This is a genomic window from Mycobacterium sp. ITM-2016-00317 (assembly GCF_002968295.1).
In the GTDB taxonomy this organism is placed as follows: Bacteria; Actinomycetota; Actinomycetes; order Mycobacteriales; family Mycobacteriaceae; genus Mycobacterium.
This window is the reverse complement of record NZ_CP134399.1, coordinates 2,763,620-2,777,838: the sequence shown is the minus strand read 5'-3', so window position 1 is coordinate 2,777,838 and position 14,219 is coordinate 2,763,620. Positions and strand designations below refer to the sequence as shown.

Genomic DNA, 14,219 nt, shown 5'->3' with positions numbered 1-14,219 from the left:
GGGGCCATCATCTAGGGTGGTAGGCCGCGCCCTCGTATCCCAACTGGCAGAGGAAACGGATTCAAAACCCGTACAGTGTGAGTTCGAATCTCACCGAGGGCACCACGCAGGTTGTGTAGTTCCGACCGGCCCAGACACCCGTGTTGCGCAGTCTGCATGCCAGATCCAAGTTGACCGAGCGACCACTGTCGATCCCGTGATTCGAATGCACCAACCGGTGTGCACACCCGGGCTACGATGCCCTGGATAACAGCTGCGGGTCTAGGCTGCGTGCGCTGTCACATCCACGAAGGGCGCCCGGATGATCTTCTCGCTCAACTTCTCCGACCGGGCCCGCCGACTCGCCGTGACGCTCGCCGTGGCAGCCACGATGACTACGCAGACCGCCGCCATCGCCACCGCTCAACCCGCTCCCGCGTGTCCTGCTGTGGAAGTCGTGTTCGCGCGCGGAACCCTCGAACCACCAGGTGTCGGGGCGACCGGACAGTCCTTCATCGATGCCCTCAACACCCGGCTCCCCACACCGGCGACCGTACGTCCGGTGAACTACCCCGCCTCCCTCGACTTTCAGACCGCGGCAGACGGTGTCGCCGATGCCGCCCACCAGATCGAGTCGACCGTGGCAGCCTGCCCCGACACCAACATCGTCTTGGGCGGATACTCCCAAGGTGCGGCCGTCGCCGCCTACACCACCTTCTCGGCAGTACCTCCGGGGTTCATCCTGCCGCCGAATATCACCGGTCCGATGCCTGCGGACGTCGCTCCCCACGTCGCTGCCGTAGCTCTCTTCGGCACCCCGGATTCGTGGTTTCTCAACCTCGTCGACCGCAACGCTCCCTCGATCGCCGTCGATCCCCTGTATGCATCGAAGACCATTCAACTGTGCGACCCCGGGGATCCGGTGTGCTTCCCCGGCGGGCTCGACCGTGCCGCGCACAGCGCCTACAAGAGCAACGGAATGGCCGACCAGGCAGCACAATTCGTGGCCGACAGGCTTCAAGCACCGCGCGGTGATGCCGCCAACTGAGACTGATCTCTGCGTGTTCGGGATGTTCGGTGCGCAGTTTTCCGGTGCGGCATGGCTTCACCAGATGCCGAGGACCTTCATCCACAGTCCGCCGATCGACGTCCAGATCGCGATGTTGAGCAGGCTCATCAGGAAGCCGATGCGGAACAACTCCGCGGTCTTGACATAGCCCGATCCGTAGATCACGCCGGCTGGCCCGGACGAATAGTGCGCCAGCCCCCCGAACAGACTGCCGATGAACCCGAACACCAATGCGGCGAACAGTGGCGGCGCCCCGGTGGCGATCGCGGCGCCGACGAACACGCCGTACATCGCCACGATGTGCGCGGTGTTGGACGCGAACAGGTAGTGCGAGTAGAAGTAGACCGTCGTCAGGATCGCGAACGCCGCCAGCCACGGCAGCGCGTCCACTGATCCGGCCACCGACTCTCCGATCCAGTCGATGACCCCGAGCTGGTTGAGTTCGGCTGCCATGCCGACCAGGACACCGAAGAACACCAGCGTGCTCCACGCAGAAGTGTTGTCCGCCAGATTCTTCCAGGACAGCACGCCGGTGATCAGCAGGACCGCGATCCCGGTGAACGCGGCGGTGGTGGCATCGATGTCGAGAAAGTCGCCGAGGCACCACAGCAGCAACAGCAACACGAACGTGGCGGCCATGATCCATTCCTGCCGCGACATGGGTCCGGCCTCGCGCAGCTGGGCTCGCGCCTCGTCGGGCGCTTCAGGCGTCTTGTCGACCGTCGGCGGGTAGATCTTCGACATCACCCACGGCACGGCGATCAGGCTCACCGCTCCGGGCACGATCGCCGCCAATGCCCATCGGCCCCAGGAGATCTCGATACCAAAGTCTCGAGCTGCCGCCTGGGCGACCGGATTGCCGGCCATCGCGGTCAGGAACATCGCCGAGGTGACGACGTTGACCTGCAATGCGGTCAGGGTGAGGAACGCACCGAGCCTCTTGCGCGATTCCTCGGGTTCGGGATGGGAGTCCTCCAGCCGGCTCAGTGAGGCCACCACCGGGAACACCACTCCCCCGCACCGCGCGGTGTTCGACGGTGTGGCGGGCGCCAGGATCAGATCGGTCAGCGCCATTCCGTAGGACAATCCCAGCGTCGAACGCCCCAGGCGGGTGACGAAGATCAGCGCGATGCGTCGGCCCAGGCCGGTGATCAGGAAACCCTCGGCAATGAAGAATGCGGCGACGATCAGCCACACCGTCGTGTTGGCGAATCCGGCCAGCGCCCTGGCGGCCGACTCGGTCTTGGTCAGCATCGCCGCCGCCATCCCGATCAGCGCCACCGCACCGGTCGGGAGTGGCTGCAGGATCAGCCCGAGGATGGTGCCGAGGAAGATGCCGAGCATGCGCATCCCGGTCGGTTCGACACCGTCGGGCACCGGCAGGAAATACACCACCACGGCGACCAGCACCGGAATTCCGGCCTTCCACAGATACGGCACCCAAGGCCTGCTCACCCGCGTCCGCCGCTCTCAGTCGGGCTTGCCTCGGAGCCGGGATCGCACCACTTCCCGGTTGACCGCCGCCACGGCTGTCATCGGGATGCTCTCCGGACACACCCGCGAGCACTCGCCGTAACTCGAACACGGCCCGAAGTCGGACTCCATCTGCGCCACCAGCGATTTGGCGCGCCGGCCGCGTTCCTGACCGCCGCGGCCCGCGACCGCCAGATGCAGCAGTTTGGCTCCGGCGTACAGGTGGGCCGCGCCGTTGGGACAGGCCGCCACACACGCCCCGCATCCGATACACGCCGCGAAATCCAGCGCGTACTCGGCGTCGTCGTGCGGAACGGGTTCGGCATCGGCGTCGCCGGCGGTGCCGGCGTCCACCGCGACATTGCCTCCCGCGACCATCATCCGGTCCAGCGCAAAGCGGTCCACCACCAGATCCCGCACCACCGGGAACGCCGTCGACCGGAACGGTTCCAACCGCACCCGCGCGCCGTCGGAGAACGACCGCACGTGCTGACGGCAGGACGGGGTGTTGGCCAGCGGTCCGTGGGGCCTGGCCGTCGACGGTGATGCCGCAGGACCCGCAGATTCCTTCCCGACAGTCGGAGTCGAAGGCCACCGGGTCCCGGCCTTCGGCGACCAGTGCGTCGTTGAGCCGGTCCAGCAGTTCCAGCAGCGACATCTCCGGCGCCGCGTCATCGACACGATAGGTTTCGAAACCGCCCGCCACGCCGGCATCGGCCTGGCGCCAGATGTCCAATATCAGCTTCACAGTGGATCTTTCATGCGTAGTTCCTGGTCTGCAGAGGCACCGCGGAGAACGTGAGCGGCTCGTCACGGCGGACTGCCGGAGCGGCGCCGCCGTGTTGCCAGGCCGACACGAAGCACCAGTGTTCGTCGTCGCGCTGGGCTTCCCCACCGCTGGTCTGGTGTTCCACCCGGAAATGCGCTCCACAGGATTCGTCGCGATCGAGTGCATCGATGCACATCAACCGGGCCAGGCCGAGGAAGTCGGCCACTCGGCCCGCCTTCTCCAACTCCTGGTTGAACTGCAGACCGGATCCGGCGACGCGCAGGTCTGACCAGAAGTCTGCGGTCAGCGCGTCGATGCCGACGATCGCCGCCTTCAGTCCGGATTCCGACCGCGACACCCCGCAACCCCGGTAGAGGATCTCGCCCAACCGGCGGTGGAAGCGATCCGGGCCCTGTGTGCCGTCGATGGACAGCAGCGCGTCGACCCGTGCGCGGACCTCAGCGAGCGTCGAGGTCACCGCAGGATGGTCGGGACCCGGTGGTGTGGTGCCGAGGAGACCCGCCAGGTAGTTCGGTATCGAGTACGGGAGGGTGAACCATCCGTCAACGCACGCCGAGAGCAGCGAGTTCGCCCCGAGCCGGTTCGCTCCGTGGTAGGTCCACCCCGCCTCACCGGCGACGAAAAGACCGGGGATCGAGGTCATCTCGTCGAAGTCGCTCCACAGACCGCCCATCGCGAAGTGCGCTCCGGGAGCGATACGCATCGGCACCCGATAGGGATCCTCGCCGGTGGCGTCCTGGTACATCGAGAACAGATTTCCGTACCGCTCGGCGATCTTGTCGCGCCCGAGCCTCTGCACGGAATCCCGGAAGTCCAGGTACACACTGTTTTTCAGCGGTCCGACACCGTGACCGGATTCGATCTGCGCACGTGCGGCCCTCGACGACACATCGCGGGGTGACAGATTGCCGTACGCCGGATACATCCGTTCCAGGTAGTAGTCCCGCTCGGTCTCGGGAATGTCGTTGGCAGCGCGCTCGTCTCCGGCCTTCCTGGGTACCCAGATCCGACCGTCGTTGCGTAGCGACTCGCTCATCAGAATGGTCTTGGACTGCCACTCCGAGTTCACCGGCAGCGCCGTCGGGTGGAACTGGATGAAGGACGGGGAGGCGAACAACGCGCCGCGCAGGTAGGCCCGCCAGGTGGCGCTGGCATTGGAGTTCTTGGCCAGCGTCGATCGGAAGAAGACGTTGCCGTAGCCGCCGGTGGCCAACACGACCGCATGCGCGGTGAACGCCCGCACCTCACCGGTGATCAGGTTGCGTGTGACGATCCCGCGGGCCACCCCGTCGTCGACGATCACGTCCAGTACCTCACTGCGGGTGTGCAGGTTCACCGACCCGGTGTCCACCTGTCGCAGCAGTGCCTGGGTGGCGGCGATCTGCAGCTGCTGGCCGGTCTGGCCCCGCGTGTAGTAAGTCCGGGAGACCTGGACACCGCCGAAGGACCGGGTGGCCAGGCTGCCGCCGTACTCCCGGGCGAACGGCGCCCCGATGGCGTCCATGTGGTCGATGACGCGGGCGGACTCCTGGGCCAGCCGGAAGCAGTCGGCCTCCCTGGCCCGGAAGTCGCCACCCTTGACGGTGTCCTTGACGAAACGGGCCACACTGTCGTTGTCGACCTTGCGGGCGCGCGCGGCGTTGATCCCGCCCTGGGCCGCGACACTGTGTGCGCGCCGCGGGGTGTCGTGGAAGGTGAAGGACTCGACGCGGTAGCCCAGTTCGCCCAGCGCCGCCGCGCAGCCGGCACCGGCGAGGCCGGTACCGACCACGATCACGGTGAACTTGCGCCGGTTCAGCGGGCTGACCAGACGATAGTCCAGCAGGCGGCGTTCCCAGGCGGTGGCGGGGTCCCCGGCGGGCACCCCGCCGTCGACCGCGGTTCCGACGACGCGCAGCCGCCCGGGCGTGGTCACAGGAAGCCCAACTGGACAGCGACGGGGATCGACATGTTGCCGACCGTCACCGACAGCGCCAGCAGTCCACCGCCGGCGACCAGCACCTGACGGGCGCGGTGCCCGGTCACGCCGAAATCGTTGACCACCGTCCACAGTCCGTGGACCAGATGCGCGCCGAGCACCGCCATCGCCAGGAAGTAGAACAGCGCGACGGCGGGCCGCTCGAAGCTGGCGATCAGATTGTCATACGCGCGTCCGGCGCTGTACGTCTCACTGGCGGCCGGCCGGGTACCGGTGGTCAGGTCGAGAATGTGAAAGATGATGAACAGCAACAGCACAACTCCGCCGACGAACATCGTGCGGGCGGTGAACGTCCGTAGTGACCGCATGCCGGCACGCCTGAAGCGGCCCCGCGCCCGGTGCCCGCGCACCGTGAGCATCACCGCTGCGCCCACATGGGCGAGCAGACAGAGCCCCAGCACCACGCGGAAGAGCCACAGGGCGCCCTCGAAAGGCAGCAGCGGTTCGCCGAGTGTGCGGAGCCAGTGCGCGTAGTGGTCGAAACCGGCAGCGCCGGCGTACACCTTCAGGTTGCCGATCATGTGCGCCAGCACGAACAAGGCGAACACCACCCCGGTGAACGCCATGACCAGCTTGAGCGTCACGGAAGAGAGCTGGAGGCGCCACCGCCATTCGGCGCGCTGCTCGGCGGGGCCGCGGGCAACCTCGTGACCACCGTCGGCAGTGTCGGTCGGCGGCTTGTCGTCGATGGTGGATGCCACGATGCCCCCCGCCTACCCCTGCCAGAAAAGCTACTCCGCGTCATGGCAATACGCAGTCGATCAGGAGTCCGGGGCGTAATCTTTCGCCGTGGTCAACGTGCGACCGGTCTGCCTCCCCGAGGGAACGCAGAGCGTCCACGGGTGGTCGCCGGACCGGCACCGCGCCGAACGGGCCGGCCGTCGGGCCCGAGTGTTGATAATCGCGAGCTGGATCGCGTCGGCGGCATCGGTGGCCTTCGGGGTGTTTCAGCTCGCGCTCGGTGGTCCGCTGTGGTGGTTGGGGGCGGTCAACCTCGCCTGCGCTGTCGCATTTCTGACGATCCCTCGGCTTTGCCGGTTCGGTGAACTGGTCGCGCCGCTGGTGTTCGTGACGTTCGCCTACGTGTCAGTGGGTTTCATCTGCTACCACGTGGGCACCGGTTCCGGATTGCAGTTCTTTTTCCTGGCCGCGGCGTCGCTGCTGGTGCTCGTGCTCGGCATCGAGCGGATCGTGCTGGCTTCGGCGATCGCAGCCGTCGGTGCGGCGATCACGATCGGACTCGAGGTCTTGGTGCCCCACGACCGCGGCCTCGGTCCTGCCTGGACGCTGACGGCGGGTTTCGTCACCGCGGTGGTGACCTCAGGAGTGATGATCGTCGCGACCATCTGGTACACGATGCGCGAGATCTATCGCGCCGAAGCGGCGATGGACGCCGAGTACGAACGCTCGGAACGCTTGCTGACCAACATCCTGCCCGAGGCGATCGCCGAACGACTCAAGGCGCCGACGCGCACGGTGATCGCCGACGCGTACGACGACGCGTCGATCCTGTTCGCCGACATCGCCGGCTACACCAAACGAGCCAGCGACACCGGCCCCGCCGAACTGGTGCGGTTCCTGGACCGGTTGTTCACCGATCTGGACGCGCTCGTCGACCGCCACGGCCTGGAGAAGGTGAAGACCAGCGGCGATTCGTACATGGTGGTCAGCGGTGTGCCCGTCCCCCGCGCCGACCACATCGAGGCCCTTGCCCATTTCGCACTCGATATGGCCGATGCGGTTGCGGACCTGAAAGATCCACGCGGACGCGATGTTCCGCTGCGCATCGGGATGGCGACCGGGCCCGTGGTCGCGGGTGTGGTCGGGGCGAAGAAGTTCTTCTACGACGTGTGGGGCGACGCGGTCAATGTGGCCTCACGCATGGAGAGTACCGATATCGAGGGCCGAATTCAGGTGCCCCACAACGTTTATCAGCGCCTACACCAGCGGTTCGTGTTCGTCGAACGTGGCGTCGTCGAGGTGAAGGGCAAGGGCCCGATGCGCACCTGGTATCTGGTGGGGCATCGGGCCGACCCCGGCCGAATCGCCCGCTCCGCGGACGGGGTCACACCTTCCGGTTCTCGGACTTGAGCAGCCAGGCCAGCTTCTCCAGCCCGTCGGTCAACTGGTGCAGGATGTCGGCGGTGCTGGGATCTTCGGCGTCGACGCTGTCGTGGACGGTCCGCAGGGTGTCCACCGCAGCGTAGATGCGCGCGCTGATCAGGTCGACGACCTCGCCGCTGCTGCGCTCGAAGGCGGGAAACTCCGGCAGCGACGTCGTCGCGGCCACGGTGTCAGACCTGCCGTCGGGCACCGCGTCGAGGGCACGCATCCGTTCGGCGACGGTGTCGCTGGCCGTGCGGGCGAAATCGACGACCTCGTCGAGCTGCAGATGCAGGTCGCGGAAGTTGCTCCCGACCACGTTCCAATGGGCTTGCTTGCCCTGCAGATGGAGTTCGATCAGGTCGACCAACACCTGCTGGAGGGCGGCGCTCAGTTCCGGCGAGGCCTGGAAGTTGGTCACATCGGCCTCGGACTTACGTGCGTTCGTCAGTGTGCTCATGCTCATCACAACGCCTCCTTTTCTGGACTCAGTCCAGATTAGCACGTGTCGTTGGTCACCGGTTGGTCGTCCTGGCGTTCCAGCATCCGGGCATAGCCCGCACCCATTGCCAGCAGAATCAGACCGACCGCGATGAACACCGCGACACGGAACATCCCGCCCAGGGTCCCGAGGTCGAACAGGAACAACTTCGCCATCGCCGCGGCCACCAGCCCCAGACCGCCGCCTATCGGGACGGAGCGGTCCGCTCGCGGCAGCCGGGCGGCATAGCCGAGCACCGCCGCGGCCATCGCGATCCAACCGATGGTGGCGACCATGTGCCCGGCGAAGAAGCCCCCGTCACCGCCGGAGATCAACATCCCCGCGGTCACCGTGAACGAGGTGACCGCATAGCCGATCACCGCCACCGCTCCCACCCAGAGCAGGCTCTCGTCACGATTCCACGCCCAGACCGCGGTCACTGCAGCGGCAGCGAGCAGCACGCTGGACACCAGCGTGGACACCGCACCGGCGGTCCCGACGCTCGTGGGCTCCAGCAGCGTGTACGGCGGGCAGACGGCCAGGTGTGCACACCCGCCGACGAATCCGAACCCTGTTGCCGCCCAGCGCGCGACGACGTCGTTTCGGCCCACCAGCGCCAGCGTCACCGCCATCGCCAGCAGTACCGGCCCGCCGATCCTGCCGTCGAACGCGACGGTCACCGCGATCAGCGCCGCCACCGCCGAGGCCGCCGAGAACACGTGCCGCACCACACCCGGGACGCCGGGCAGCCGCTCGCCGGCCAGCACGATCGCCAGCAGCGCCGCTGCCAGCGCCGCCGCCATCAGCGCCGCGACCACCCGGTCGACGGCCAGCGACACGCACAGCACCGGGAGCACCCCGGCCACGGTCAACAGCGCCGTTCCACCGCGGTGCGTGGTCCTGGGCAACAGAAGCAACGCACCGAGCAGCGCAAGTGCGGCCGCGATGCCGCAGGCACCGGCCAGCCACAGATCGTGCCGGGAATCCAGGTACCGGGCCCACAACGCGACCAGCAGCGGCAGTACCGGGGCCGCGGTGCGCGCGGCGTGCAGCCAGATCCAGTCCTTGCCGAGCTGCACCGGCAGCGACACCGCCGAGAGCGTGAGCATGAACCCGACGAGCAGCAGCGAGACCCCGTCGGTGAGGAGCGGCGCCAGCCCGATCAGCGGCACCAGCACCAGCAGCCCGAGCTGCTGGGAGTCCCACCGCCGGGCCAGCGTCAGCCCGCCGCCGGCGATCGCGGAGGCAACCACCAACCCCACCGGCGGCGGCATCCAGTCATAGATGACGGTGACCGCGATGACGTCCATGTATGCGGCGGCCACGCCGGTGGCGGCCAGCGCGATCGCGCCGACGCGTCCACCGGGCCGGCGCTGAAGCCACCAGCCCGCCGCGACCAGTCCCACCGCCAGCGCGCCTCCGGCAGCGACCCGGAACTCGGCTCGCAGGATCCCGGCCTGAGCGGCCAGCACGAGCAGCAGCACCACGCCGACCAGCGTGACCGCGACACCGGCCACGGCGAGCATCTTTCCGATCCAACCCTCCGAACGTTCCTTGCGCACCTTCGGCACCGCAGGCGGTGCCGAAGGCTGCGGCCACCCGCGTTGCGGCGGTGAGGCACCGGCGTACTGCGGCCAGTAGGGCATCGGTGGCTGCGCGAGCGCCGGGGATGGCACGGGCACTGGGGGTGGTGCGGGCGCCGGGGGCACCGTCGTCGCCGGACGCGGCCGGGCGGCCAGTATCCGGTCGAGTTCGACCAGATCGGCGGAGACCCGGGCGAGCTGGCGGGAGATCGCGGCGAAGTCCGCGGAGAGCCGGGTGAGGACGGCGGTGTGCGGTTCGGTCATACCGCCATCGTCGCAATCGGGTGCGGCGTCGCGGATGAGTACAACTACTCGTCCAGCCCGTGCTCGATCGCATACCGGGCCAGCTCGACCCGATTGCCGATCTGCAGTTTCCGGAATGTCGCCTGCACATGGTTCTCGACGGTGCGGTGGCTCAGCGACAGCCGGGACGCGATCTGTTTGGCGGTCAGACCTTTGGCGACGTATCGCAGGATCTCGGTCTCGCGCTCGGTGAGCGTCGGCCCGGCGGGGGCGTCGCGCTCAAGCCGACGAAACTCGCCGAGCACCAGACCGGCCAGTCCGGGCGTGAACACCGCCCGGCCCTGCGCGGTGGCCCGCACCGCGTCGTTCAACTCCTGCTTGGACGCGCTCTTGACCAGATAGCCGGTGGCCCCGGCCTTGACCGCCTCCAGCACGTCCTCGCGTTCGTCGGATGCCGACAGCACCAGGATCCGGGACGCCGGTGACACGGCGAGCACGTCGGTGGTCGCCTGCGCGCCGTCGCCGTCGGACAACCGCATGTCCATCAGCACCACCGCGGGTTTGACCACCGCGGCACGCCGTTTCGCCGATGCCACGCCGTCCGCGGTGGCGACCACGTCGAACCCGGCGTCAGCCAGGTCGCGCGCCACCGCGTCCCTCCAGATGGGGTGGTCGTCGACGACCATCACGCTGGTCGGCTGATCGGTCACCGCGCCGGGCCCGGTGTGCGCGGCACGGTCAATTCCCACTCCGTCCCCGAGCCTGTGCCGGTGGTGAGCTCGGCCCGGCCTCCCAATGAATTCATGCGCCCCACAATCGATTTCGACACTCCGACGCGACCTTCTCGCACCGCTTCGGCAAGCCGGCCCTCGGGAATGCCCACCCCGTCGTCGCGGATACTGACGGTGACCGTGTCCCCCAGGTCCTCCAGCAGAACATACGTGCGCGCCGCGGGGCCCGCGTGCGCGTCGACGTTGTCCAGCGCGTTGGCCGTCGCGGCCAGCAGCTCCTCGGCGATCGCCGCGTCCAGGAGGACGGGACCGGCGGGCACACTGACCGACACCCGGTCCGTCGCACGCCGCCGCAGCATCGCCCCGAGATCGGACACTCCGCCGTCACGGGGCGCGATCTCCTGGGTGCTGACCAGCCTGCGCAGCGCCCGCTCCTGCTGTCCCGCCAGCTCGGCGAGTTCGGCGGTGTCTCCCCCGATCTCGCGTCCGCGGCGGGCGACCAGCGCCAGCACCTGGATCGCGCCGTCGTGGACCTGCCGCGACAACCGTTCGCGCTCCTCCAATGAGGCCGACAGACGGGCCGCCCGCTCCAGTTCGGCGTGCGCCCGGCGCGCGGTCTGCGCGGCCATGCCGACAGCGAGTCCGACCGCCAGCTCGATCACGATGGTGGCGTTGCGGCCGACGTCGATGCTGATGTGCTCCTTCAGCGCAGCGCTGGCCGCCACCACGACCAGACCGGTCACCATGCCCCGCACCGGACCGGCCAGCACGGCCGCCGAGATGGTGGCGTTGGTGGCCCACAACGTGGTCGGCCACGACTGGTTGTCCTGTGCCCACTGGTCCGAGGCCACCCACTCGGTGGACAGCATGAGCGCGACGACCACGGCGACCTCGGCCAGCACCCACGCCGGCCGTCGCCCGAACCCTTGCAGATAGGCCACCGCGCAGGCCGCGCTCCAGCCGAGCAGCACGGCCAGCAGCACCCAACCGATGCCCGGGCGCGCCAGCTCGTCGTTGATCGCCACGTGGAACCCGACGGCGTAGATGCAGGTGAGCAGGCGGAACACCTGAGCGGCACGCCACAACGGCGTGGCGGGGTCAGGCGTCACATGACCTTGGAGAGAAACGCTTGCGTCCGTTCATGCTGGGGATTGGCCATCAGCTCGCGTGGGTCACCCCGCTCGACCACCACACCGGCGTCCATGAACACCAATTCGTCGGCGACCTCGCGAGCGAAGCCCATCTCGTGGGTCACCACGATCATCGTCATGCCTTCGGCCGCAAGCTTCTGCATGACCCCCAGCACTTCACCGACCAGCTCCGGATCCAGCGCCGAGGTCGGTTCGTCGAACAGCATCAGCTTGGGATCCATGGCCAGCGCCCTGGCGATCGCCACCCGCTGCTGCTGACCGCCGGACAGTTGCGCCGGGTAGGCACCGGCCTTCTCGGCCAAACCCACCTGGGCCAGCAGGTCGCGGCCGAGCTCGGCGGCCTCCTTCTTGCCGAGCCCCTTGACCTGCATGGGTGCCTCGATGACGTTCCCCAGAGCGGTCCGGTGCGGGAACAGGTTGAAATGCTGGAACACCATGCCCACATCGCGGCGCTGCCTGGCGACCTCGCGTGGCTTCATCTCGTGCAGCTTGCCGCCGCGCTCGTGATAACCGACAAGCGTTCCGTCGACGTAGAGCCTTCCCGCAGAGACGGTTTCGAGATGGTTGATACACCGCAGGAACGTGGACTTGCCCGACCCCGACGGCCCGACGAGCACCAGCACCTGACCTTTGTGCACCTCCAGGGTGATGCCCTTGAGCACCTTCAGCGCGCCGAAATCCTTGCAGACCAGTTCGGCTTTGACCATCGGAGATGAAGTGTCGTGCGCCATCGTCACACTCCCGTACCCATCTGCGCCTTCGCCAACGCTTCGAGCTGTTTGGTCGTCAGCTTGCGCGAAGCGCCACGCGAGAAGTACCGCTCCAGGTAGTACTGGCCCACCATCAGGACGCTGGTGATGACCAGGTACCAGGTGGCCGCCACCATCAGCAACGGCACCGGCTCGAAGATCCGCGCCGCGATCTCGCGGGTGGCGATGCTGTACAGATCGAACGCGTACGGCACTGCGGTGACCAGCGACGTGGTCTTCAGCAGGCTGATCACCTCGTTACCGGTCGGCGGGATGATCACCCGCATGGCCTGGGGCAACACGGTTCGGCGCATCGCCATCCCCCACGACATGCCCAGCGCGGTGGACGCTTCGAACTGGCCTTCGGGCACCGAGGTGATGCCGGCACGGACGATCTCGGCCATGTAGGCGGCTTCGTTCAGCGCCAGGCCGATCACCGCCAGCGCGAACGGAATCGACAGGCTCTGCAGGTTGACGTGGAAGAACGACGGGCCGAACGGCACCCCCAGCTGCAAATTCTGGTAGATCGTCGGGAACAGGCCCCAGAACGCCAGCTGCACGTACACCGGCGTGCCGCGAAAGATCCACAGGAACACCCATGACACCGCGCCGAGCACCGGGTTCGACGACAACCGCATCATGGTCAGGATCACCCCGAGCACGATGCCGATCGCCATCGAGTAGACGGTCAGCTGCAAGGTGTTGAAGACACCCAGCAGGATCCGCTCATGGAACAGGTACTCGCCGAACGTCGACCACCCGTAGGCCGGGTTGGTCGCCGCCCCGTAGAGGAACAGTCCGACGAGGATGAGGATGACGGCCGCCGCCACCCACCTCCATGGGTGGCGGAGCGGAACGGCGTCGATCGCTTGTGGCGGCGTGCCGACATCGGTCATGTTCGTCAGTTGATCGCGCCGTTGATCACCGGTTTGTCGATCATGCCCTCTTCAAGGCCCCAGTTGGCGGCGATCTCTTCGTATTTACCGGTCTCGATCAGGTGCTCGAGCGCCTGCAGCAGCGACTGCGCCAGCGGCGAGCCCTTCTGCACGGGCCACCCGTAGGGCGCCGAGTCGAACGTCTCGCCGGCCTGCTCGAGCTTGCCGTTGGTCTGCTTGATCGCATACAGCGTCACCGGCGAATCGGCGGACATGGCGTCGGCTTGGCCGAGGACCACCGCGTTCGTGGCGGCGTCCTGGCTGTCGAACGGGATGATCTCGATGGCCGGTTGCCCCTCGTCGACACACTTCTTGCTGCGCGCGGGCAGTTCGTCGGTGTCCTGGACCGTGGTCGCCTGTACCGCGACCTTCTTGCCACAGGCGTTCTCCGGATCGATCTGACCGCCGGCGGGCTGTGCCCACAGGGTCCGGCCGAGAAGTAGGTGACGAAGTCGACCTGCTGCTCGCGCTCCTTGCTGTCGGTGAACGACGACATGCCGACGTTGAACGTGCCGCCCTGGATGGACGGGATGATCTTGGCGAAATCCGCCTCCCGGTACTCCGCGGTCAAGCCCAGGGTGCCGGCGATCGCGTTCATCAGGTCGACGTCGAAGCCGACGATCTTGCCGCTCTCGTCCTTGAACTCGTTCGGCGCGTACGGGATGTTGACGCCGACGACGAGCGTGCCGGTCGACTTGATGGCCTCGGGCACGGTGTTGGCGATCGAGTCCACCTTTTCCGCGGGAGTCGCCGCGGTCGGGGATCCTTCTTCACTAGATGGTTCCGAGCTGCTCGAACAGCCCGACAGAGCCAGGGCGCCGGTGGCAGCGAAGATTGCTGCCACGCGCCAGACCTTGGTCCGGCGGGCTTGAATTCCAGCCAACACGATTCGCCTCTACTTTCTTCTTCGGGTCGTGGCGCTTCCGCCTGAGTCCCCCGAGCCAGTCTTTCCCA

General features: G+C 67.5%; 11 protein-coding genes, 1 tRNA gene and 2 pseudogenes. 3 read left to right on the top strand and 11 right to left on the bottom strand.

From position 1 onward, the window contains the following. Window positions 1-28: 28 nt before the first annotated feature. Both C6A87_RS13260 and C6A87_RS13255 read left to right on the top strand, forming a co-directional pair. A tRNA-Leu gene (locus tag C6A87_RS13260) sits at window positions 29-105 on the top strand. A gap of 196 nt (window positions 106-301) precedes the next feature. Next, on the top strand, window positions 302-1,027 hold the full coding sequence (locus C6A87_RS13255; protein WP_396837054.1) for a cutinase family protein: 726 nt from the start codon (window positions 302-304) through the stop codon (window positions 1,025-1,027). A gap of 57 nt (window positions 1,028-1,084) precedes the next feature. Here the strand turns inward: C6A87_RS13255 and C6A87_RS13250 are convergent, their stop codons facing one another. From C6A87_RS13250 to C6A87_RS13235, 4 genes and pseudogenes are all read right to left on the bottom strand, one after another. Then, entirely contained in the window at window positions 1,085-2,488 is a 1,404-nt protein-coding gene (locus C6A87_RS13250) for an anion permease (protein ID WP_396837096.1), read from the bottom strand. A gap of 30 nt (window positions 2,489-2,518) precedes the next feature. Beyond that, window positions 2,519-3,269: pseudogene (locus C6A87_RS13245) on the bottom strand (succinate dehydrogenase/fumarate reductase iron-sulfur subunit). Window positions 3,270-3,279: 10 nt separating this feature from the next. Next, a complete protein-coding gene (locus C6A87_RS13240) occupies window positions 3,280-5,226 on the bottom strand; it encodes a fumarate reductase/succinate dehydrogenase flavoprotein subunit (protein WP_311117626.1) in 1,947 nt (648 codons plus the stop codon). Continuing rightward, complete coding sequence (locus tag C6A87_RS13235; RefSeq protein WP_311117922.1) at window positions 5,223-5,993, bottom strand: succinate dehydrogenase cytochrome b subunit; 771 nt, start codon at window positions 5,991-5,993, stop codon at window positions 5,223-5,225. Before C6A87_RS13235 ends, C6A87_RS13240 begins: the two co-directional genes overlap by 4 nt. Window positions 5,994-6,087: 94 nt before the next feature. On the opposite strand from C6A87_RS13235, the gene C6A87_RS13230 reads away from it, so the two are divergent. Continuing rightward, window positions 6,088-7,380, top strand: coding sequence for an adenylate/guanylate cyclase domain-containing protein (locus C6A87_RS13230; protein ID WP_311117921.1), 1,293 nt, complete (start codon window positions 6,088-6,090; stop codon window positions 7,378-7,380). Here C6A87_RS13230 and C6A87_RS13225 read toward each other — a convergent pair. The 7 genes and pseudogenes from C6A87_RS13225 to C6A87_RS13195 form a co-directional block, all read right to left on the bottom strand. Then, the gene (locus tag C6A87_RS13225; RefSeq protein WP_311117625.1) at window positions 7,355-7,858 is read right to left on the bottom strand and encodes a DNA starvation/stationary phase protection protein; all 504 of its coding nucleotides are present in this window, start codon (window positions 7,856-7,858) and stop codon (window positions 7,355-7,357) included. The two genes, C6A87_RS13230 and C6A87_RS13225, sit on opposite strands and share 26 nt — an antisense overlap. Before the next feature lie 32 nt (window positions 7,859-7,890). Beyond that, complete coding sequence (locus C6A87_RS13220) at window positions 7,891-9,720, bottom strand: DUF2339 domain-containing protein (RefSeq protein ID WP_311117624.1); 1,830 nt, start codon at window positions 9,718-9,720, stop codon at window positions 7,891-7,893. A gap of 44 nt (window positions 9,721-9,764) precedes the next feature. Continuing rightward, window positions 9,765-10,385 carry a response regulator transcription factor gene (locus tag C6A87_RS13215; protein WP_311117920.1) on the bottom strand — a complete coding sequence of 207 codons (621 nt, stop codon included), beginning with the start codon at window positions 10,383-10,385 and terminating at the stop codon, window positions 9,765-9,767. A gap of 20 nt (window positions 10,386-10,405) precedes the next feature. Then, window positions 10,406-11,539: a MacS family sensor histidine kinase gene (gene macS, locus C6A87_RS13210; RefSeq protein ID WP_311117623.1), complete on the bottom strand. Its 1,134-nt coding sequence runs from the start codon at window positions 11,537-11,539 to the stop codon at window positions 10,406-10,408. Next, window positions 11,536-12,288: an amino acid ABC transporter ATP-binding protein gene (locus C6A87_RS13205; protein ID WP_311117622.1), complete on the bottom strand. Its 753-nt coding sequence runs from the start codon at window positions 12,286-12,288 to the stop codon at window positions 11,536-11,538. Before C6A87_RS13205 ends, macS begins: the two co-directional genes overlap by 4 nt. 26 nt (window positions 12,289-12,314) lie before the next feature. Then, the gene (locus C6A87_RS13200; protein WP_311117621.1) at window positions 12,315-13,226 is read right to left on the bottom strand and encodes an amino acid ABC transporter permease; all 912 of its coding nucleotides are present in this window, start codon (window positions 13,224-13,226) and stop codon (window positions 12,315-12,317) included. A gap of 5 nt (window positions 13,227-13,231) precedes the next feature. Beyond that, window positions 13,232-14,151, bottom strand: a pseudogene (locus C6A87_RS13195) (ABC transporter substrate-binding protein). Window positions 14,152-14,219: the final 68 nt, after the last annotated feature.

What these genes read in the sequence shown, in the direction of transcription:
- C6A87_RS13225 (WP_311117625.1), bottom strand. Translation starts at nt 7,858, where the DNA reads ATGAGCATGAGCACACTGACGAACGCACGTAAGTCCGAGGCCGATGTG.
- C6A87_RS13215 (WP_311117920.1), bottom strand. Translation starts at nt 10,385, where the DNA reads ATGGTCGTCGACGACCACCCCATCTGGAGGGACGCGGTGGCGCGCGAC.
- C6A87_RS13255 (WP_396837054.1), top strand. Translation starts at nt 302, where the DNA reads ATGATCTTCTCGCTCAACTTCTCCGACCGGGCCCGCCGACTCGCCGTG.
- C6A87_RS13200 (WP_311117621.1), bottom strand. Translation starts at nt 13,226, where the DNA reads ATGACCGATGTCGGCACGCCGCCACAAGCGATCGACGCCGTTCCGCTC.
- C6A87_RS13220 (WP_311117624.1), bottom strand. Translation starts at nt 9,720, where the DNA reads ATGACCGAACCGCACACCGCCGTCCTCACCCGGCTCTCCGCGGACTTC.
- C6A87_RS13205 (WP_311117622.1), bottom strand. Translation starts at nt 12,288, where the DNA reads ATGGTCAAAGCCGAACTGGTCTGCAAGGATTTCGGCGCGCTGAAGGTG.